Genomic DNA, 19,988 nt, shown 5'->3' on the forward strand with positions numbered 1-19,988 from the left:
ACAAAGCAGCAAGGTCGTTTGTGACACGCCTTGAGAGAAAGCTCGAAAAAAAATGCAATTATTCAACAAAGCGCCCCAATAGGCAGTCTCGGGCATCGAACCGTCGAAGCGTGCCTAAGCCTGCGACAGCGAGATCGTCACGATAACGCCATCGCTATTATTGCCTGAAATCGTATAATCATGCTCCTCCGGAAGCTCGACCGTCGCGCTGCCCGTAACGGGCACATAGCGAATATCGTAGCTTCGTCCGTCGACCTCGACCGTAAGGCTCTTCTTGTCCTTCAGCTTATCCAGGTATTCCTCCAGAGTGAGATTCAATTCCTTCATGATCTTGCTGTGCGGAAGCCCGACGTAGCGGAAATGCCAGGGTTCGTACCTGATGCCGGTTACCGAGAATTTATTGGGAGGATAGCGCAAAATAAAGCCGTAATCCGCTGCATGCTCCTTCAGCCACTTGCCCTCGGGCGCATGCTCCATCTCCATCAGGGTAGAACCGATGTCGAGCGACATTCCCAGATTATGCTCGCTATGGCCGGCAGGCAAAGCATAGGCGTCGCCTTGCTGCTCGAAGAGCGCCGTCTGCTCCTCCTCGTCCCGATAGCCGCTGGTAATCATGAAATGATTGACATTATCGCTGCCAGCGGCATCCACCATAGCGGCGTATTGACCGAGAACCTCGAGCGACATTCGGATCGTGGCATCATACAACGCCAGACCTGGATAGGTGTCCAAATGCCGATTAACCTTCACAATATCCTGCCGCACGCCTACTTCATGGACGGGAAATTGCTGATTGACCAGCACCAGATTGCCTCTGAATATTTGCTCCTCTTCAATCTTTATCCGTTCGGTATTATTCTGAGTCCCGGTACCTGGTTTCGTTGGCGCCACTGACGATGCGGTGTTATTCGTCTGCCCCTGGGTGTTCGTGGAAGTTGATCCTGAGCGGGTCTGAATAGCCGCATTATTGCTGGAATCGAAAGCGTGACATCCGACCAACAAGATCAGGCTAAGTGCGAGTCCCCATTTTTTCATGCGAAACAGCTCCTAAACGTTGTTTTCACAAGAATAGGCCGAATTCTTTAAAAGAAAACGAGGAAATTCTAAAATTTTTCTTAACCTTTATGAAGGCTTGCGACTATAACGGACTTTTCCGAACCTTAGAAGCTCTTTTTAGCTAGCCCGGATTTTTAACGAATCTTTTCGAAGCTGTCGATTAACTGTGGACTGGGCTGCAATGCTGCTTACCAGCGCAGCAGCTTCGGTTGACGCCCCGACATGCGCTCTAGCGCAGATTTTCAGCGCAGCAGCCTCGGTTGACGCCCCGACATGCGCTCTAGCGCTGATTTTCAGCGCTAGAGCTTCAAATGCGGAACTGGCTGAGGTGTTCCACAAGAAGGTGGTCCACAATTAATTGACAGCCTCCTTTTCGCCTCTTAACGGGTTAATCCCGTTGTTTTTTCGCTCGTTTGGTTGGCTAAGAGGATAAAAAGTCCGTCCCTCTGGTATTAAGGTGTTTTAGAACAAGTTGCTGCTTTCGAAGGATGCCGTAGCCGTTTCACCTTGATTAGCGGTATGCGATGGAGGAAGACGGAGCGCAAAGGCGTGTGTCTTGCCCAGGTTGCTGCATGCTTCAATCATTTGTACGGACCGGAAGCCGAACCTCGAAGACGGTGCGGGTAATGCTGCTGTCGGCGGTGATCGTTCCTCCATGCTGCTCGACGATGTTCTTGGCTATGAATAATCCGAGTCCCGTGCCGCCCTCCTGCGGAGACCGCGCCTTGTCTCCCGTGTAGAACATGTCGAAGAGAAGGGGCAGCTCTTCTTCTGCGATAACATGGCCGTAATTGATGACCTGCACAACAGCCGCAGCAGCATTCTCCTCCTCTATGCTCTCCAGACGAGCCTCGATATCGACGAATTGTCCGTCCTTGCCATACCGGGCGGCGTTCATAACCAGATTCTCGAATACTCTCGCCAGCAGCTCGCCTTCGCCTTCAACGATGATTCCGGGCGCTGCGCGAAGCCTGGCGGAGATACGATTCTTCTCGAAGACGGGGTACATCTCTTCGCTTAGCTGATGCAGGAGCTCGCTGAGATCGATTGGCTTTTTCTCGATGGAGAGCATGCCGTAGTTCATCTTCGCGATCCCGAACAGCTCTTCGATCAGCTTCTCGAGGCGGAGCGACTTCGTGTGGGCGATGGTGGTGTAATGCCGGATCTGCTCCGGCGTCAGGTCGTCATTCTTCAGCAGGAAGTCCAGATAACCGAGCACGGAGGTGAGCGGCGTGCGCAGATCATGCGCCAGATTGAGCAGAAGCTGATCCTTGCTGCTTTCGGCGAAATCTCCGCGTTCCACCGCTTTTTTGAGCTGTGCGCTCGCCCGGTTGATATCCTCCGCAATCGTCTCGAATTCATCCCCGGAATGCAGCTCGACGCGTGATTGGAAATTGCCGACGGCAAGATTATGAATGCCGGATGAGATGCTGTTGAAATAAGAGGCATAGCGATTGGTGAACAGGAAGAAGAACAGGATGGACAAAGGCACGAAGACGATCAGGAAGAAGTTGACGTCGCCGACCTCTTTAATCATTCTGCGCCAGTAGGCGACCGGATCGCCATATCTCGCGTTTTCGCGGTAATAGTATTGCAGAGCCTTGTAGAGCGCATAGGTAATGACGCCGGAGACAAGCATGCTGAGTCCCAGCCACGCTATCATTCTCGATCTGAAGCTGCGCATCCCGTTATTCATTGAACGTGTACCCTACTCCCCAGATGGTTTTGATAAAATGGTTCTTCTCCTCGCCCAGCTTCTTGCGAAGCGTGCGGATATGGACCATGACCGTATTGCCGTCGCTCTCGTAATACGATTCTCCCCATACCTGATGGAAGATATTGTCCGCGCTGAACACTTTCTTCGGATGGCGAGCGAGGAGCAGCAGGATGTCGAACTCCTTGGGTGTGAGTTCTATGGGTTGGCCGAAGACCTGCACGGTTCGCTTGTCGGGATCGATATGCAAACCGCCTGACTCGATCGCCGAAGGATGCTCCTGCAATTGCGGATTCAGAAGCAGGGATCGGCGAAGCAGCGCCTTCACTCTCGCGACCAGCTCCATCGGGTTGAACGGCTTGGTCATATAGTCGTCTGCTCCGAGCACGAGTCCCGTGATTTTGTCCAGATCGGTCGTCTTCGCGCTTAGGAACATGATTGGCAGGCCATTCTGCTCCCGGATTTGCCTTGTCGCCTCGTGGCCGTCCAGAGCAGGCATCATGATGTCCAGAATGGCGAGATCGATTCGCTGGGAACGCACGGCTTCCACAGCGGCTTCGCCGTCGGCGACGATAACAGTCCTGTAGCCTTCCTTCTCCAGATGCATGGCCACAAGGCCGGCGATTTCCTTCTCGTCATCGGCGATGAGAATCGTGATCGCGCTCATGATCGCTTCAATCCTTCCGTCACTGAGGGTTTGGAGATATGCGCAAGCTTCTCGGGATTTCGGATCATGAAGATGCGGTCGATTTTGCCGGCCTCGTCAAGCCCGAACGTCACGACATTGGTCGTCTCCTCGCCGCTGAACAGCACAATGCCCGGCTGGCCGCTTACGTCGGCGAACGAATAGCTTTCGAACAGCGGATTCTTGCGAAGAACGCCTTCGTAGAAGGCGATTACGCGATCTCTGCCGTAGATCGGGAAGATCGCCGCATTGACCTTGCCGCCTCCGTCCGTGGTAAGGACGGCATCCTTTGCGAGCAGGCCGATCAATTGGTCGAAGCTTCCGCTGTCGAGGGCGCTGATAAAGGTGTGGGCCAGCGCCGTCACCTTGCTCTGGCTCGCTCCGTCAGCGAATCCCCCAATCCGCTCGTCGGCGAGCCTGCTATCTTGCTTGTCGGCACAGTCTCCGCTCCCCTCTCCTGCTTCCTTGCTACCAGATTGGCCTGCCTCTCCTCTGGCCGCATGGCCATTCGATATCCCTCCCATGTGATTCGCGCGTCTTTGACTGTCTGCCTCGGACAGGTTGGTGTTCTTCTTCGCGAGCTTCTCCTTCGCGCGGCTGAACAGCTTGCGGCAATTCGTCTCCGACTTTTGAACGATATCCGCAATCTCGGCATAGTCGTAACCGAGCGTCTCGCGCAGCAGGAATACGGCACGCTCTACGCCCGACAGCTCCTCCATCAGCACCAGCATCGCATAGGTAATCGACTCCTTCCGCTCAATCTGGTCGGCGGGATCCCGAAAGCCGCTGCTCGCGTCCATATAGCTGACCGATGGCTCTGGCAGCCAATTACCCACATATTGCTCTCTGCGTACGCGCGCGGATTGCTTCAGATTGATGCAGCGATTGGTGACCATTCGGATTAGATACGCCTTCTCGTGCTTGACGGCGGCAGGGCTCTTGACGCAGCTCCTCTCCGCCGGTGCCTCTAACGCCGCAGCCGTTGTTCGAAGATAATAATCGGCAAGCGCATCCTGCACAATGTCCTCCGCTTCGGCAACAGAGCCCAACATGCGGTAAGCAAGCGTGCGGAGCAGGGGGCGATATGCCTCATAATCCGTTGTCGAGATTGCCATGATGATCAACTCTCCTTTTTATTCGGACGATCTGATTTGTTGATATGGCCAGGGTGCGAAGGTCCACGGGGCTGAACGATTGATCCGCAGCCGCTGGAAGATCTTGCGAAGCTCCCCAGGTACTTCACTGACGCACAGGTACACAGATCCACAGATCCCCAGGTACACAGATGCACAAGTGGAATTCCTGCATATATCCATCATTTTAACGAGGTTGGCTCAAAGACAGTAAAATGCTGCATATATACAGGAATGTTCTGCTGAAAGTACTGCTCAAGTAAAAAGATGCAGGAATTAATGGATATTTGCATCAATTCTTCAAATTTACGCTCTAATCTGAAAAATGGATGGATAATTGCAGGATTTATCGCAGAATCCAACCCACACTCCGGTCAAACAAGCCAATCCTGCCGAAATCCTGCCCAATTCTGCTCTACCCACAATACCCGCCAACTCCAAACTCCCATGCCGCCCAAGCGAAGGGATAATAGACTTCGGTTTACTAGGTTTATAGATTCCTCATCGCGGGCATAATGACGGATAGAGACGTTCCGGAACGCAAGCAGACGCACCGGCGGGTGCGCGAGAGGAGCTTGTGTGATGTCCCATTATTATACCCAATCTTATCCGTATCGCCATACTTACCGTTTTCCTTATCGCAAATCCTATGGGTTCATCGTTTTTGCTATTATTATTCTAATTATGAGCTGGGAAGCCGGCAAGATGGACGCTGCGATTGTTAGTGCGGATATTCCGCAAGAAGCGATTAGATTACGCATTCTGGCTAATTCGGACTCTCCGTCCGATCAGCTTGTGAAGCGTCTGGTTCGCGACGAGGTCGTGAAGGCCATGGCTTCCTGGGCGACGGGCCCGCAGACGATTGAAGAGGCGCGTGCTACGATTCGTTCGCATATGGATGAGCTGAATGCTATTGCGGGGAATGTGCTCGCAAGCAGAGGCTTTGGCTACACGTCGACGATACAACTGGGAAATGTCGATTTCCCTACGAAAATATACGGCAACAAAGTGTATCCCGCAGGCGAGTATGAAGCGTTGCTGATTACGATTGGCGATGGCGCGGGGCAGAATTGGTGGTGCGTGCTGTTCCCGCCGCTCTGCTTCATGGATGCGACAACGGGCGAAGCTTCGGCGGCTTCTGCCGATGCAGCGTCGCCTGACGCTGACGGAAGCTCCGCGAAGACGGCGCAAGGGAAGGCCGAGGTCAAGGAGCAGACGTCCAAGAGCGACGCGAAGCCGGTCATTAAGCCGTTGTCAGACGAATCGGGGGCCAAGGCGCAGAAGCAAGATGTTGGCGAGACGCCTGACGTGAAGTTCTTCTTGTGGGAAATGATCAAGAAGCTTATCGCTTGGATTGTATCCCTATTCTCGTAAATACGCTGTTCCGCAACAACTGTATCCCGGGGCGCTTATCAAGCATGCTCGCATGAAACGGGCTGTGTGTTATAATGGTGTCAAGTATACAGCCTAGGAGAAAGCAAGGTTTGAATGATGATGACGACGGATACGCGAATTTGGCAAATGAATGACGAAGACGCACATCGGAACGAAGAGCTGCTCCGGGAAGCGGCAGACGTGATACGGGAAGGCGGCACCGTTGCCTTTCCGACGGAGACAGTCTACGGGCTTGGCGCGGACGCGAGGAATAGCAAGGCTGTCGAGACTATTTTCCGGGCGAAGGGCCGCCCGTCGGACAATCCGCTTATTGTTCATATCGCCGATCCGGCGCAGCTGCGGGAGCTCGTCCGGCCATATCCGCCGCTGGCGGCGGCGCTGATGGCGAGATTTTGGCCGGGGGCGTTGACGATCGTGCTGCCGTTGCTGGAGACGGTAGCGAATGGGCCAGTATCGAAGGAGACTGTGCCGGCGGAAGCTGATGAAGCGGTGGGAGACGACCTCCTGCCGCATCACTGCGCAGCAGTCTCCTCGCCCCCGCTCTCCCCGCTAGTGACCGCAGGGCTTCGAACAGTCGGCGTACGGATACCGAGTCATCCGATTGCGCTTCAGTTCCTGAAGCTGGCGGATTGTCCTGTCGCCGGGCCGAGCGCCAATCGCTCCGGCAGGCCGAGTCCGACGCTCGCGGAGCATGTGAGCCTTGATCTGGGCGGAAGAATTGACGGCATTATCGACGGCGGGGCTTCGGGCCTGGGCTTGGAATCGACCGTGATCGAGCTGGAAGACGAGGAGACGATTCGTATTCTAAGACCTGGGGGCGTCGGCAAAAACGAGCTGCGGCAAGCTTTCCCCCATGTTCGGGTGCTTACAGCCGAGGACAGCGGGCCTCATGAGCTGCGGGAGGCGCCCCGTTCGCCCGGCATGAAGTATACGCACTACGCGCCGAAGGGCGAGCTGACGTTGGTGAAGGGCGGCGCCGAGCGGATGCAAGCGTATATTCAGAAGCAGATCGATGAGGCGAATTTTGCGGGATTGAAGACCGGCGTGCTGGCGTTCTCGGAGCATGTCTCCGGCTATCGCGCGGACATGGTGCTCGACTTCGGAAGCGAGCTTCGGCTCGACCAAGCGGCCCGGCGCTTATACGCGGCTCTCAGGCAATTCGATGCCGAGGAAGTGTCGAGGATCTGGGCCGAGGCAAGTCAAGGAGACGGCATCGGGGAAGCTTTGGAGAATCGAATGCTGAAGGCATCGGGCTACCGGGTCGTACAAGTGTAATCAGAACTATTTACACGAAATGAAATGCAAGTCGGACTTATCTCGAAAATAAGTATGTTTGTCCCCTTTTCCGCATATGTTGGTTAAGAATGCAGGCGGATTTGGGGGAGATAGGCTGTGATCGATGCTCATTTTGACACCGGGCAGTTTCTGACGCTGCTCATCATAGCAACGGCTCTTGGATTCGACGCTTTTTCATTAGGACTGGGCATTGGTCTCAAGGGCATTCGGCTGCTTGACGTGCTGAAGCTCGGGCTGGTTATCGGTCTTTTCCATGTTCTTATGCCTATTGGCGGCGTTCTGACGGGTCAATTCGTAAGCGGTTTTCTTGGACATGTTGCCACTACGGTTGCCGGCGTGCTGCTTGTGCTGCTCGGGAGTCAGATGATCTACAGCTCGCTGAAGGGCGAGGAGGCGCGTTCGTTCAACCACCAGTCTTTGGCAGGTCTGCTTATTCTGGCTTTGAGCGTGAGCGTCGACGCTTTCTCGGTCGGCATAACCTTGGGCATGTTCTCCGCGAGCCTCTGGATGACCATTCTGCTTTTCGGCATGCTTGGCTCGCTGATGTCTGTGCTTGGCTTGCTTCTCGGAAGAAAGGTCAGCGGCAATTTGGGCGACTATGGAGAAGCGTGCGGCGGCGCGATTTTATTGCTGTTCGGACTACTATTTATCTTCTGATTGCGAAAGGTCAAGCGAAGGAGGCGATAGCTTGAAGCGGATATTATTCGTATGCACAGGCAATACCTGCCGTTCGCCGATGGCGGAAGCTCTGCTGCGGCAGATGGCGAGGCAGCGGGGAATAACGCTCGCGGTTCGTTCGGCCGGCGTATCGACTGTGGACGGCCTGCCCGTCTCCAGACAGACGCTGGAGACGCTGCGTCGCAGAGATATTGATCATACGGGAACATCGAGGGCGATGACGGCTGAGGCGATTAATTGGGCGGATCTCATTCTTACGATGACATCCGGACATAAGCGGGATCTTATACACAGGCATCCGGCCTCCGTGGACAAGGTCTACACCTTGAAGGAGTTCGCCAATCAGGACGAATCGGTGCTGGCCGATATTAGCGAGATGGAGCAATTGTATACGGAGATGCAGATGAAAGCGGCGCTTGGCGGGCAGCTGACCCCAGAGGAACGGGGCAGATTGCTGGAGCTGGAGAGACGCATTCCAAGCTTCGATATTGCCGACCCTTTCGGCGGGCCGCAATCGCTATACGACGCAACCTCGGAAGAAATTGAGGAGGCTGTTCGGCAATTGCTCGACAAGCTGACCAGACGGGGCCAGTGACGGGGTCCGGTTTTTTTTCAGCCTTCGTCTCGTCTGTTCGAGCCGGCGCCGCGCATATGCTCTTATTTGGCGGGATGTCGATTTGGGCCTGCGATGGATTGATTTATTCGCGGAGTTGAGCTATGATAATGACCATATACACGGTATCCAATGTAACTGGCGACGGAAGTGGGCAACCACGGTGGAGCATTGGAATATACGGCCGGTCGCCTGGGCAAAGAGCAGCATGCTGTAATGGCATGTTTTGCTCTTTTTTTTCATTTCAAGGGGGCGATTCGACGATTACAGACTTTCATTGCGCAGGATGAAGGACATGGTATTGTCGAACCTTAGTCAAATGCGGGCAAACAAGGTATACTAGCGGTAGACTATTCCTCTTGATGAGAAGTCATTTATTACCAAACTTTGAGAAGCAGGTGATCCCTATGAAAATTGCAATTGGCGCCGATCACGGCGGTTATCGCTTGAAGGAAATTTTGGTGCCTTTCATCGAATCGCTAGGCCATGAAGTGGAGGATGTCGGCTGCAGCTGCGAGCAATCGGTGGATTATCCCGATTATTCGCTGCCTGTCTGCGAGATGGTGACAGGCGGGAAAGCGGAGCGCGGCGTGCTGATTTGCGGTACGGGCATCGGCATGTCGATTGCGGCGAACAAATTCCCGGGCATCCGCTGCGCACTGGTGCATGATCTCTTCTCGGCGAAGGCGACAAGAGAGCATAATGATACGAATGTGCTGTCCATGGGGGAGAGAGTAATCGGCCCGGGCGTTGCTCAGGAAATTATCCGCACCTGGCTGGAGACGCCGTTCTCGAACGGAGAGCGGCATATAGGCAGACTGAACAAGGTTGCGCAGATCGAGCAGAAATATAACCTGCATCCATAAGCGAACAGGGAAGGAGGCATCCTGCGATGATGAGTCCTGAACATGGGAAGTTGAACAGCTACGATATTACGCTTCAAGTGGAGAGGGTTGTCAGGGAGCTGGCGGAAGCGGGTAAGCTGAAGGTTGGCGAGCTGCTTGTCATCGGCACCAGCACCAGCGAAGTTATCGGTAGACGAATTGGCACCTCGGGAGCGCTGGAGACGGCGGCGGCTATCTATGCCGGCATCGAGTCCGTGAGGAATAACATTCCGTTCATATCCGTCTTCCAATGCTGCGAGCATTTGAATCGTGCATTGGTTATCGAGAGATCCGCTGCCGAGCATTATCGTCTGCCGATTGTTCAAGCCGTTCCTGTGCCGACTGCCGGAGGCTCTATGGCGGCATACGCGTACACTGCTTTGGAAGATCCGTGTCTGGTCGAATCGGTTGAGGCTCACGCCGGCATCGATATCGGCGATACGTTCATCGGCATGCATCTGAAGCGGGTAGCGGTGCCGATCAGGCCGTCGATCAAGATGATCGGATCCGCTCATGTGACGATGGCCATCACAAGGCCGAAGCTGATAGGCGGAGCGAGAGCGGTATACGCTGCAGAAGAAGCAACGAAGCCGGGTCAAGCCGCGCGGCACTGCGAATGAGATAGACGGTTCATTCATAAAAAGGAGGACGTATTGAGACATGGAACATTTACGCAAGCAAGACCCAGAGGTATTGAAAGCACTAGGACTTGAGCTTGGTCGTCAACGCGACAACATTGAACTGATTGCTTCCGAGAACATTGTGAGCGAAGCGGTGCTCGAGGCAATGGGCTCCGTGCTGACGAATAAATATGCAGAAGGCTACCCGGGCAAGCGCTACTACGGCGGCTGCGAGCATGTGGATATCGTAGAGGACCTGGCCCGCGACCGCGCGAAGGAATTGTTCGGCGCCGAGCACGCGAATGTGCAGCCGCATTCCGGCGCGCAAGCGAACATGGCCGTCTATCTGGCCGCTCTTAATCCCGGAGATACAGTGCTCGGCATGAATCTGGCGCATGGCGGCCATCTGACGCATGGCAGTCCGGTCAACGCCTCCGGCTTGCTTTACAACTTTGTCGCTTACGGCGTTCAAGAGGATTCCTTCACCATCGATTATGAAGAGGTACGCAAGCTGGCGTTCAAGCATCGTCCTCGCATGATTGTTGCAGGAGCGAGCGCGTATCCGCGCATTATCGATTTCGAGAAGCTTGGCAAAATCGCTAGCGACGTGGGTGCGTTGTTCATGGTGGACATGGCGCATATTGCGGGTTTGGTCGCTGCCGGCTTGCATCCGAGCCCGGTGCCTCACGCGCATTTCGTGACAACGACAACGCATAAGACGCTTCGCGGACCTCGCGGCGGCATGATCCTGTGCCGCAAAGCATGGGCGGCTGCGATCGACAAAGCGGTATTCCCCGGCTCGCAAGGCGGACCTCTTATGCATATTATCGCCGCCAAGGCGGTGGCGTTCGGCGAAGCGCTTCAGCCTTCCTTCAAGCAATACGCGCAGCAAGTGGTGAACAACGCGAAGGTGCTTTCCGAGGCGCTCATGGCGAACGGCATCAACATCGTGTCGGGCGGCACGGATAATCATCTCATGCTGATTGATACGCGCAACCTGAACATTACGGGCAAGGTTGCCGAGCATGTGCTTGATCAAGTCGGCATTACAGTGAACAAGAACGCCATTCCGTTCGATCCTACCTCCCCGTTCGTCACAAGCGGCATCCGGATCGGTACGCCGGCGGCAACGGCTCGCGGCATGAACGAAGAAGCCATGAAGGTGATCGCTGAAGTGATAACTCTGGTTCTGAAGAATCCTGAGGATTCGGCTACGCTTGAGAAGGCGACCGGCATGGTGCGCGACCTGACGGCCCAATTCCCGCTTTACGAAGGCATGGCTTACTAGGAGAGCAGGAGAGTTAGCAAGAAAGTAAGGTGAATGTGCTGTCTAGGTAAAGCATGCGCACGGTATAGGCTCAAACGCGCTATGAATAAACGATTAAGCCGCTAAGCGGCTCCATGCATTGCTGCAAATGAAGCACTGTCGATTTCCCTTCGGGGAAGGCGGACAGTGCTTTTTTGTTTTAGCTCGAAGACAGCTGATTTGTTCAGCGAGATCCGGCCGCTTCTCTCTGATTCGGCTTTAAGGACGCGGGGTATATATTTCCAAGGACCTATTTATACGAATTTTACTAAGTAATCGGAAAATAATTAATTTTAAAAATAACTAATATATCCTTGTATTAATTACTAATAATGCCAATTATGTAATCGTTAATATTGAATATGAGACCAGAACGTGAAATTTTCCTGTTGAGGAAATGCGATAAAACCGGCAAGCGTTAAAGCAAACAAGCTTTAAAACATACACTTGCTACTATTAGAACGCATCTCAGCAAACCCGCATTGAAGGGCTAAAGCATTAAACAAAACCCGCATTAAAGCGGTATTTCGACAGATACATAAATTTTCTTGGAAAGGAAACAGTAATAGGGCGGATGGAAAGATTTTCGCTCAAATCAAAGATTGACAATTGTTCAAATGGAGTTGTATATTGTTTAACGTTAAAGAAATATGAATTTGATGTTAATAAACATTACATATATATTTCTTTACCTCTTTTTTCCTTATCCTTGGCTTCAAAAAATCATATAGAAATGGGAGTTGATGTTCATGAAGGGTACGTACAAGAAATCGGCACAGTTCATGTTAGTTCTTGTTGTTGCAATGAGCATGCTGCTTGCTGCATGCTCGAACAATAACAACGGAAATTCCGGCAACACGAACACCGGCAATACCAACAATGGGGGGAATAACGGCGGATCAAAAGCGGCGCAGGAATTCCGCTTCACGCTCGGCAGCGAGCCTCCGAGCCTGGATCCTGCGACAATGAAGGACGCGCAATCCGGTATCGTTGCCCAAGGTCTATATGAAGGTTTGACTCGACTGGACTCATCCGGCGAGCCGCAAGCGGCGATCGCGAAGGATTGGGATATCTCGGAAGACGGCAAGACGTATACGTTCCATCTGCGCGACGATGTGAAATGGAGCAACGGCGACCCAGTCGTTGCAGCAGACTTCGTCTATTCCTGGCAGCGCACCTTGATGCCCGAGACGGCTGCTGACTATGCTTACATGCTGTATTACATGAACAATGCTGAGGGAATCAACTCCGGCGATATCTCAGACACTTCGCAGCTGGGGGCGAAAGCAATCGACGAGCATACGCTGGAAGTGACGCTGACCAAACCGGCTCCGTATTTCCTTAGCTTGCTCGCTCACTATTCCTATCTGCCTGTCGATCCGGCCGTAGTAGACGGCAAGCCGGATTGGGCGGCAGATGCGAAGACAATCGTCTCTAACGGTCCTTTCTTGCTGGATAAGTGGGAGCACGGCTCCAAGCTGGTGCTTGTGAAGAACCCGGATTACTATGATGCGGACAACATCAACTTCACTACTGTGACGATGTCTCTGGTGGAAGACAACAACACCGTTTACAACATGTTCGAAACGGACAAGATCGACTGGATCGGCGCTCAAGCAGGCTCTCTGCCAGCCGACCTGACGAAGAAGCTGGTTGACGAAGGCAAAGCGGAGATCACTCCTGTCGCATCCGTCTATTACTATCTGTTCAACACGCAGAAGGCTCCTTTCGACAACGCCAATATCCGTAAAGCGTTCGCGATGGCGGTTGAGCGTCAGAACCTGATCGACAATGTCACTCAAGCGAACCAACAGCCTGCTTACGGTCTTGTGCCGCCGAGTATCGCTGGCGTAGAGGGCAAATCCTTCCGCGACATGTATCCGGACACGGATTATTTCAAAGAGGATATGACCGAAGCGAAGGCGTTGCTTGCCAAAGGTATGGAAGAAGACGGCTTGACCGCCCTTCCGGAAATCACTTTGCTGTACAACACCGATGACAATCACAAGAAAATTGCTGAAGCCATTGCGGATATGTGGCGTCGTAATCTTGGCGTTGAAGTGAAGCTGGCGAACCAGGAATGGGGCACATTCCTGGAAACCAGAAAAGCAGGCAGCTTCGATGTAGCGCGTTCCGGCTGGGGAGCCGACTTCAACCATCCGATCAACTTCACGTATGACCTGATCTACTCGAAATCCGGCAACAATGACGGCAAATACAACAATCCGGAAGTGGACAAGCTTCTTGATGATTCCTTGCTGACAACGGATATCGCCGAAGGTATGGATAAGATCGCTCAAGCCGAGAAGATCGCTTTCGCTGATGACATGGGCGCGTTGCCCCTGTACTACTACACAACGGTAACCTTGAAGAAGGATAATGTCGAGGGCGTTGTATCCGATTATGCCGGCACCCTGGACTGGGTGCATGGCAGCATCAAATAAGTCCATTAAGCTGCGCGAACCCTAACGCTGCGCTTAACGAACGCATTCCTCCAAGAGGGTATATATAGCATCCCTATATATACCCTCTTGAAATGCTTACAAAGACCTGGAAGTGGGTGATGATTTGGTTCGCTACATTCTGAGCAAGTTTGTATTCATGCTTCTGTCATTGTTTATCCTGGTCAGCGCCACCTTCCTGCTCATGAACGCGATACCGGGAAGCCCTCTGCAGACGGAGAAGGCTCCGAGCGCGCAGGTGCAGGCGAATCTCGAGGCCTATTACGGGCTCGATCAGCCTCTTATTGTGCAATACGGCAAATATTTGGGCAATCTCGCTCACGGAGACATGGGCATCTCTATGAAGAAGAAGTTTCAATCCGTGAACAAAATGATCGCGAGCTCCTTCGGTTATTCGCTGCGATTAGGCATCTCGGCCATTATTACATCGCTTATCGTCGGCTGTGTTCTTGGTATTCTGGCCGCGATGTATCACCGTAAGCTGATCGATAATATCGCCATGATTCTCGCGGTTATCGGCCTGGCGATTCCGAGCCTGGTGCTTGCTCCGCTTATGCAGTACTATTTTGGCGTCAAATTTCAAATTTTCACCGTTAACGGTTTAGAGAAACCGATGGATTATGTTTTGCCTACGATTGCGCTGGCATCGGCGCCAATCGCCTTCATTGCAAGACTGCTGAGATCGACCATGATTGAAGTATTAGGCGCGGATTTTATTAAAACGGCTAAATCCAAAGGACTTTCCGGCTATGTCATTATTGTGAAGCATGCGCTTCGGAATTCCATGCTGCCAGTTGTCACTTATCTTGGTTATCTGACAGCGGGAATTATTACAGGTTCCGTCGTTGTGGAGCAGATTTTTGCGATACCGGGTATTGGAAAGTTCTTTGTTCAAAGTGTCATAGATAGAGACTACCCATTAATCATGGGCATTACGATATTCTACGCGATTCTTCTGATGGGGACGAGATTCCTGTCGGATGTCGCCTATGTGTTTGTTGATCCGCGCATGCGAGTTTCCGGCGGAAAGGCGGGGAAATAGCTAATGGCAGAGAAAATGATGCAAGAAAGCGCGGGCGTCGTAACGCCCGATATGTTCGAGAAGCTGAAGCGGGATGAGAAGGACGCAGATCAAATCGGCCGCGCATCCTTGACCGCATGGCAGGATATTCGGATACGCATGATGGAGAACAAGCTCGCTATGTTCGGTTTCTGGATTATTGTATTGATGATTTTGCTTGCTTTGCTTGTTCCATGGCTTTCGCCGAACAATCATTATACCAATGATCTGTCCAACACGAATGCTTCGCCGGACGGCAAGCACTGGTTCGGCACGGATGATCTTGGACGGGATATGCTCGTCCGAACATGGATGGGCGCGCGCATCTCTCTTTTTGTCGGGGTCATCGCGGCATTGATTGATTTAGTTATCGGCGTGGTATACGGCGGCATCATGGGGTATTTCGGCGGCAAGGTGGATGAAGTGATGAACCGGTTCTCGGAGATTCTTTATTCCATTCCCTATTTGCTCGTTGTCATTCTGCTGCTGGTCGTGATGGAGCCGAGCTTGTTCACGATTATCGTCGCGATGTCGATCACGGGCTGGATTAATATGGCGTGGATTGTTCGCGGACAGATTATGCAGCTCAAGAATCAGGAGTATGCTCTTGCGTCCAAATCGCTTGGCGCGGGCGCGTTCCGCATTATTTTCCGCCACCTGATTCCGAATGCGATGGGACCGATTCTGGTTACGCTCACGCTCACCGTGCCGAGCGCCATCTTCACGGAAGCGTTTCTCAGCTTCCTGGGCCTCGGCGTGCAGTCGCCGGTCGCTTCATGGGGAACGATGATTAACGACGGTGTGAAGGCGATGAGCCTGTATCCGTGGAGACTTCTGTTCCCGGCGGCTTTGCTGAGCTTGACGATCTTTGCCTTTAATGTATTCGGAGACGGTCTGCGCGACGCATTCGATCCGAAGCTGAAGAAATAATAGAACGTAATGCTCGAGAGGAGGTCATGAAGAGTGGAGAAGACCTTGCTGGAAGTAAAGGATTTAAGCGTGTCATTCGATATCTACAGCGGCGAAGTGCAGGCGATTCGCGATATCAGCTTTCATGTGAAGAAGGGCGAGTCGGTGGCGATCGTCGGCGAATCCGGCTCGGGCAAGAGCGTGACGGCGCAGACGATTATGCGTCTTAATCCGTCTCCGCCAAGCCGTATCAAGCATGGCTCGATCAAGTTCGAAGGACAGGAGCTGCTGACGCTGTCGGAGAAGGAGATGCAGAAGGTTCGGGGCAACAAGATCGGCATGATCTTCCAAGACCCGATGACCTCGCTGAACCCGACTTTGACGGTTGGCGCTCAGATTATGGAAGGTCTCGTCAAGCATCAGGGCGTCAGCTCCTCGAAGGCGCAGGCTCGCGCGGTCGAGATGCTGAGCTTAGTGGGCATTCCGAATCCGGAAGCGCGCATCAAGCAGTATCCGCATCAGTTCTCCGGCGGCATGCGCCAACGCGTCATGATCGCAATTGCGCTCGCTTGCAATCCATCCTTGCTCATAGCCGACGAGCCGACCACGGCGCTCGATGTGACCATTCAAGCGCAGATCATGCGCGTCATGAAGGATCTGCAGGAGCGGCTCGGCACTTCGATTATATTAATAACGCATGATCTCGGTGTTGTGGCCGATGTCTGCGACCGGGTCATTGTGATGTACGCGGGCAGGATCGTGGAGCAAGGGACGAAATGGGAAATTTTCAAAAATCCGCAGCATCCCTATACGAGAGGTCTGCTCCGCTCTTTGCCGAGGCTTGACCAGAAGAAGGACGAGCCGCTTATTCCGATCTTCGGCACGCCGCCGGACCTGATCAAGCCGCCGAAGGGCTGCAGCTTCTGCGCCCGCTGTGACGAAGCGATGAAGATCTGCGTGGATAATGATCCCGCGTTGCATGCCATCAAGGGCAGCGACTCCCATGAAGCGGCGTGCTGGATGCTTCATCCGTACGCGAAGCGGGAGGTGCCGGTATGAGCCAGCCATTCGTGGAAGTGAATGACCTGCGCAAGTTCTTCGATGTCGGCGGCGGTAAAATATTGAAGGCTGTCAACGAAGTCAGCTTCAACATTGCCCGCGGCGAGACGCTAGGCGTTGTCGGCGAGTCCGGCTGCGGCAAGTCGACGATGGGACGCACCATTATGCGTCTGTACGAGCCGACCGGCGGCGGTGTTAATTTTGGCGGCAAGGATATCTACAAGCTGAAGGGCTCCGAGCTGAAGGGGCTGCGCCGCAATATGCAGATGATTTTCCAGGATCCTTACGCGTCGCTGAATCCGAGGATGACCGTTACGGATATTATCGGCGAGGCGATTGATATTCATGGATTGGCGGGCAGCAAGAAGGAGCGCAAACGCAGAGTTGAGGAATTGCTCGATCTCGTTGGTTTGAATGCCGATCATGCGACTCGTTATCCGCATGAATTCTCGGGCGGTCAGCGTCAGCGGATTGGCATCGCGCGCGCGCTTGCTGTTGATCCGCAGTTCATCATCGCCGACGAGCCGATCTCGGCGCTCGACGTGTCGATTCAGGCTCAGGTCGTCAACCTGATGCAGGATTTGCAGCGCAGACTGGGGCTGACCTACCTCTTCATCGCGCATGATCTGTCGATGGTCAAGCATATCAGCGACCGCGTCGCCGTTATGTACCTCGGCAAGGTCGTTGAGCTTGCGGAGAGCGGCGCGCTGTACGAAGATCCGCGCCATCCGTATACGCGAGCGCTGCTGTCGGCCATTCCGATCCCCGACCCGGAGGTCGAGGCCGAGCGCGAGCGCATCGTGCTGAAGGGCGATCTGCCGAGTCCGATCAACCCGCCGCGGGGCTGCCAGTTCCATACGCGCTGCCCGATCGCTACGGACAAATGCAAGACCGACGAGCCGAAGCTGCTCGAGATCAAGAAGGGACACTTCGCTTCTTGTCACTATGCCTAAGGAACAAAATAAAGCATACAGCAGCATTCAAACTAGAATGCTGCTGTATGCTTTATTTGTTAGTGAGGAGGGATATGGTCAGGCCAGAACCAGAACTCGCTTCCTTGCGAAATAATAAATAACTCTAACCAGGTTTCGAAATTCATTTTTAAATCAACCGCACGTTCATTTGTATTGACACAATCCTGCCAAAATAAATAGCTCTTTCCGGCTCGTTGCGCATGAGTATCAATTAGAATCATTGCACAATCCATCATTGCAATGGGATAGCAATATTCAGGAAACATATACTCATAATCCGTGCGGAAAAGAATAATGTCACTCATACTAAAAATATTCATACCACCGCCATATTCGGGATGCGTAAAAAGCCATGCTCCGTTATGAAGCTGTAAGAATTGCTTATAGTCATCGGGGATTGTCCATTGATGGCTTTCAAAAAAATGCGAAATATCCTCTTCTTTAGCTTCAGCATTAAACACGAAGGAAACCCACCGTACTTGCCCGTCTGTGAACTGAGTCTGGATTGAATTTGATTCAGAAAGCCGAGTTTTTAATCCTGTTAAGGCCTTAAGGATTTTTGACATTTGCTCATCACATCATTTCTTTTCTTAGTAAGCCGCCCACCAGGATGTTAAATAAGTATGTTTTGGAATTGCGGCATGAGAGGAAGAGGTGCCAGAAGCTCAACGTCTGATGTTTCTGTTTATGGTATCATAAAAAACAAAAACAAAATATTATAATCTGGATGCGATTACCTGGGTCGGCTGACGGGAGGATGAAGGTATGGTTTTAGAAAACAAGTTAGGATTAACTGATTCTTCAGAGCTAGCTCATGTTGAAGAGAAAGTCAGCAAGAAAAAAGCTCTTGAAATGTTTGAATCAGGTTTGTTAGATTCTTTCGAGGCCGGAACATTCGAGGCTTTAGCTGAAATTCACAGGTATCTCTTCGGAGAAATCTACGATTTCACTGGAAAAGTGCGTGGAGTAAACATTGCAAAGGGCTATTTTCGTTTTGTGCCTGTTATGTATCTTGAAGCTGCGCTCATTAATATTTCAAGGATGCCGCAATCCACCTTTGATGAAATGATAAAAAAATATGTTGAGATGAATGTGGCTCATCCTTTCAGAGAAGGCAATGGCAGAAGTGCGAGAATATGGCTGGATTCCATGTTGAAGAAAGAAATACAGCAAGTTGTCGACTGGAGCAAAGTTGAAAAAGACGATTACCTGCTTGCCATGGAAAGAAGCCCTGTTAAGGATGTCGAAATCAAGATTCTTCTACAAGCAGCCCTTACAGATAAGATCAATGATCGTGAAGTTTATATGAAAGGTATTGACGCAAGCTATCATTATGAGGGTTATAACGTGTATAGGACGGAAAACCTTGCTGAATGATTCTAATATTTCTCCTGATGCAACGCTCGAGCGGCAGTGCTATAATAGTTGAGATTGCGACCAAGAGGCAATAACGATGTGATGAAGCGGGAGGAAGAAGCTTTGAGCAGATTGGTGATATGTGATCATCCCTTGATTCAGCATAAGCTGACGTACATTCGGAACAAAGAAACGAATACAAAGGACTTCCGCGAGCTTGTCGACGAAGTGGCTACTTTGATGGCGTACGAGATTACGCGCGATATCCCGCTCGATACGATAACGGTGCAGACGCCGGTTGCGGAGACCAGAGCGAAGATCGTGTCGGGCAGAATGCTCGGACTCGTTCCGATTCTTCGGGCGGGACTCGGAATGGTGGACGGCATTCTGAAGCTGATCCCCTCAGCAAAGGTGGGTCATATTGGTCTTGCCAGAGATCACGAAACGCTTCAGCCGCGCGAATATTATATAAATCTGCCAACGGACGCGCAGAGCCGCATGCTCATTGTGATTGATCCGATGCTGGCGACGGGCGGCTCCGCGAATGCGGCGATCTCGTCGCTGAAGAACAATGGTTGCGACCAAATCAAGCTGATGTGCCTGATCGCCGCTCCGGAGGGCGTTGAAGCGGTGCAGGCCGCTCATCCGGATGTCGACATCTATATCGCGGCGATGGACGAGCGTCTCAATGAGAAAGGTTACATTGTGCCTGGGCTTGGAGACGCCGGAGACCGCATGTTCGGAACAAACTAAAACTATTTTCAGCAATGATGATGTAGGAGTGGATT

19 protein-coding genes and 1 riboswitch are annotated in these 19,988 nt (G+C 52.6%); of the genes, 14 read left to right on the plus strand and 5 right to left on the minus strand.

The features are described 5' to 3' along the window. Positions 1-114: 114 nt before the first annotated feature. The 4 genes from HFP08_RS14870 to HFP08_RS14885 all read right to left on the minus strand — a co-directional run bounded on the left by HFP08_RS14870 (position 115) and on the right by HFP08_RS14885 (position 4,570). Positions 115-1,035: a M15 family metallopeptidase gene (locus HFP08_RS14870; RefSeq protein WP_168121380.1), complete on the minus strand. Its 921-nt coding sequence runs from the start codon at positions 1,033-1,035 to the stop codon at positions 115-117. A 598-nt stretch (positions 1,036-1,633) separates the two neighbouring features. Further along, complete coding sequence (locus HFP08_RS14875; RefSeq protein WP_168121381.1) at positions 1,634-2,752, minus strand: HAMP domain-containing sensor histidine kinase; 1,119 nt, start codon at positions 2,750-2,752, stop codon at positions 1,634-1,636. Next, on the minus strand, positions 2,745-3,437 hold the full coding sequence (locus HFP08_RS14880) for a response regulator transcription factor (protein WP_168121382.1): 693 nt from the start codon (positions 3,435-3,437) through the stop codon (positions 2,745-2,747). The genes HFP08_RS14875 and HFP08_RS14880 overlap by 8 nt, the downstream gene beginning before the upstream one ends. Further along, complete coding sequence (locus HFP08_RS14885; RefSeq protein ID WP_168121383.1) at positions 3,434-4,570, minus strand: sigma-70 family RNA polymerase sigma factor; 1,137 nt, start codon at positions 4,568-4,570, stop codon at positions 3,434-3,436. Before HFP08_RS14885 ends, HFP08_RS14880 begins: the two co-directional genes overlap by 4 nt. 600 nt (positions 4,571-5,170) lie before the next feature. Here HFP08_RS14885 and spoIIR point away from each other — a divergent pair. From spoIIR to HFP08_RS14945, 12 genes are all read left to right on the plus strand, one after another. Beyond that, positions 5,171-5,962: a stage II sporulation protein R gene (gene spoIIR / locus HFP08_RS14890; RefSeq protein ID WP_168121384.1), complete on the plus strand. Its 792-nt coding sequence runs from the start codon at positions 5,171-5,173 to the stop codon at positions 5,960-5,962. A gap of 114 nt (positions 5,963-6,076) precedes the next feature. Continuing rightward, positions 6,077-7,258, plus strand: coding sequence for an L-threonylcarbamoyladenylate synthase (locus HFP08_RS14895; protein ID WP_346768738.1), 1,182 nt, complete (start codon positions 6,077-6,079; stop codon positions 7,256-7,258). A gap of 117 nt (positions 7,259-7,375) precedes the next feature. Next, complete coding sequence (locus HFP08_RS14900; protein ID WP_168121385.1) at positions 7,376-7,936, plus strand: manganese efflux pump MntP; 561 nt, start codon at positions 7,376-7,378, stop codon at positions 7,934-7,936. 31 nt (positions 7,937-7,967) lie between these two features. Then, positions 7,968-8,552 (plus strand): low molecular weight protein arginine phosphatase, encoded by a 585-nt coding sequence (locus HFP08_RS14905; protein WP_206109254.1) that lies wholly within the window; start codon positions 7,968-7,970, stop codon positions 8,550-8,552. Between the two features lie 142 nt (positions 8,553-8,694). Further along, positions 8,695-8,775, plus strand: a riboswitch (ZMP/ZTP riboswitch). Positions 8,776-8,977: 202 nt separating this feature from the next. After that, positions 8,978-9,436 (plus strand): ribose 5-phosphate isomerase B, encoded by a 459-nt coding sequence (gene rpiB, locus HFP08_RS14910; RefSeq protein ID WP_168121387.1) that lies wholly within the window; start codon positions 8,978-8,980, stop codon positions 9,434-9,436. A gap of 26 nt (positions 9,437-9,462) precedes the next feature. Continuing rightward, the gene (locus HFP08_RS14915) at positions 9,463-10,074 is read left to right on the plus strand and encodes a TIGR01440 family protein (RefSeq protein ID WP_168121388.1); all 612 of its coding nucleotides are present in this window, start codon (positions 9,463-9,465) and stop codon (positions 10,072-10,074) included. Between the two features lie 40 nt (positions 10,075-10,114). After that, entirely contained in the window at positions 10,115-11,362 is a 1,248-nt protein-coding gene (locus tag HFP08_RS14920; RefSeq protein WP_168121389.1) for a serine hydroxymethyltransferase, read from the plus strand. A gap of 767 nt (positions 11,363-12,129) precedes the next feature. Beyond that, complete coding sequence (locus tag HFP08_RS14925; protein ID WP_168121390.1) at positions 12,130-13,824, plus strand: peptide ABC transporter substrate-binding protein; 1,695 nt, start codon at positions 12,130-12,132, stop codon at positions 13,822-13,824. A 124-nt stretch (positions 13,825-13,948) separates the two neighbouring features. Further along, positions 13,949-14,884: an ABC transporter permease gene (locus HFP08_RS14930; RefSeq protein ID WP_168121391.1), complete on the plus strand. Its 936-nt coding sequence runs from the start codon at positions 13,949-13,951 to the stop codon at positions 14,882-14,884. A gap of 3 nt (positions 14,885-14,887) precedes the next feature. Further along, on the plus strand, positions 14,888-15,832 hold the full coding sequence (locus HFP08_RS14935; protein WP_168121392.1) for an ABC transporter permease: 945 nt from the start codon (positions 14,888-14,890) through the stop codon (positions 15,830-15,832). Between the two features lie 33 nt (positions 15,833-15,865). Continuing rightward, positions 15,866-16,870 carry an ABC transporter ATP-binding protein gene (locus tag HFP08_RS14940; RefSeq protein WP_168121393.1) on the plus strand — a complete coding sequence of 335 codons (1,005 nt, stop codon included), beginning with the start codon at positions 15,866-15,868 and terminating at the stop codon, positions 16,868-16,870. Beyond that, positions 16,867-17,823, plus strand: coding sequence for an ABC transporter ATP-binding protein (locus HFP08_RS14945; protein WP_168121394.1), 957 nt, complete (start codon positions 16,867-16,869; stop codon positions 17,821-17,823). Before HFP08_RS14940 ends, HFP08_RS14945 begins: the two co-directional genes overlap by 4 nt. Before the next feature lie 59 nt (positions 17,824-17,882). Here the strand turns inward: HFP08_RS14945 and HFP08_RS14950 are convergent, their stop codons facing one another. After that, positions 17,883-18,305, minus strand: a complete 423-nt coding sequence (locus HFP08_RS14950; protein ID WP_168121395.1) for an SMI1/KNR4 family protein — start codon at positions 18,303-18,305, stop codon at positions 17,883-17,885. A 304-nt stretch (positions 18,306-18,609) separates the two neighbouring features. On the opposite strand from HFP08_RS14950, the gene fic reads away from it, so the two are divergent. Next, positions 18,610-19,221, plus strand: coding sequence for a protein adenylyltransferase Fic (fic, locus tag HFP08_RS14955; protein WP_168121396.1), 612 nt, complete (start codon positions 18,610-18,612; stop codon positions 19,219-19,221). Between the two features lie 102 nt (positions 19,222-19,323). Next, the gene (gene upp / locus HFP08_RS14960) at positions 19,324-19,953 is read left to right on the plus strand and encodes a uracil phosphoribosyltransferase (protein WP_168121397.1); all 630 of its coding nucleotides are present in this window, start codon (positions 19,324-19,326) and stop codon (positions 19,951-19,953) included. Positions 19,954-19,988 lie beyond the last annotated feature (35 nt).

This window comes from Paenibacillus sp. HB172176, assembly GCF_011947265.1.
Taxonomy (GTDB): domain Bacteria; phylum Bacillota; class Bacilli; order Paenibacillales; family Paenibacillaceae; genus Pristimantibacillus.

Excerpts from the sequence above, each read along its gene's own strand:
- HFP08_RS14895 (WP_346768738.1), top strand. The coding sequence starts at position 6,077 with ATGATGATGACGACGGATACGCGAATTTGGCAAATGAATGACGAAGAC.
- HFP08_RS14920 (WP_168121389.1), top strand. The coding sequence starts at position 10,115 with ATGGAACATTTACGCAAGCAAGACCCAGAGGTATTGAAAGCACTAGGA.
- rpiB (WP_168121387.1), top strand. The coding sequence starts at position 8,978 with ATGAAAATTGCAATTGGCGCCGATCACGGCGGTTATCGCTTGAAGGAA.
- HFP08_RS14885 (WP_168121383.1), bottom strand. The coding sequence starts at position 4,570 with ATGGCAATCTCGACAACGGATTATGAGGCATATCGCCCCCTGCTCCGC.
- HFP08_RS14915 (WP_168121388.1), top strand. The coding sequence starts at position 9,463 with ATGATGAGTCCTGAACATGGGAAGTTGAACAGCTACGATATTACGCTT.
- HFP08_RS14925 (WP_168121390.1), top strand. The coding sequence starts at position 12,130 with ATGAAGGGTACGTACAAGAAATCGGCACAGTTCATGTTAGTTCTTGTT.
- spoIIR (WP_168121384.1), top strand. The coding sequence starts at position 5,171 with ATGTCCCATTATTATACCCAATCTTATCCGTATCGCCATACTTACCGT.
- HFP08_RS14945 (WP_168121394.1), top strand. The coding sequence starts at position 16,867 with ATGAGCCAGCCATTCGTGGAAGTGAATGACCTGCGCAAGTTCTTCGAT.
- HFP08_RS14875 (WP_168121381.1), bottom strand. The coding sequence starts at position 2,752 with ATGAATAACGGGATGCGCAGCTTCAGATCGAGAATGATAGCGTGGCTG.
- HFP08_RS14880 (WP_168121382.1), bottom strand. The coding sequence starts at position 3,437 with ATGAGCGCGATCACGATTCTCATCGCCGATGACGAGAAGGAAATCGCC.
- HFP08_RS14935 (WP_168121392.1), top strand. The coding sequence starts at position 14,888 with ATGGCAGAGAAAATGATGCAAGAAAGCGCGGGCGTCGTAACGCCCGAT.
- fic (WP_168121396.1), top strand. The coding sequence starts at position 18,610 with ATGGTTTTAGAAAACAAGTTAGGATTAACTGATTCTTCAGAGCTAGCT.
- HFP08_RS14870 (WP_168121380.1), bottom strand. The coding sequence starts at position 1,035 with ATGAAAAAATGGGGACTCGCACTTAGCCTGATCTTGTTGGTCGGATGT.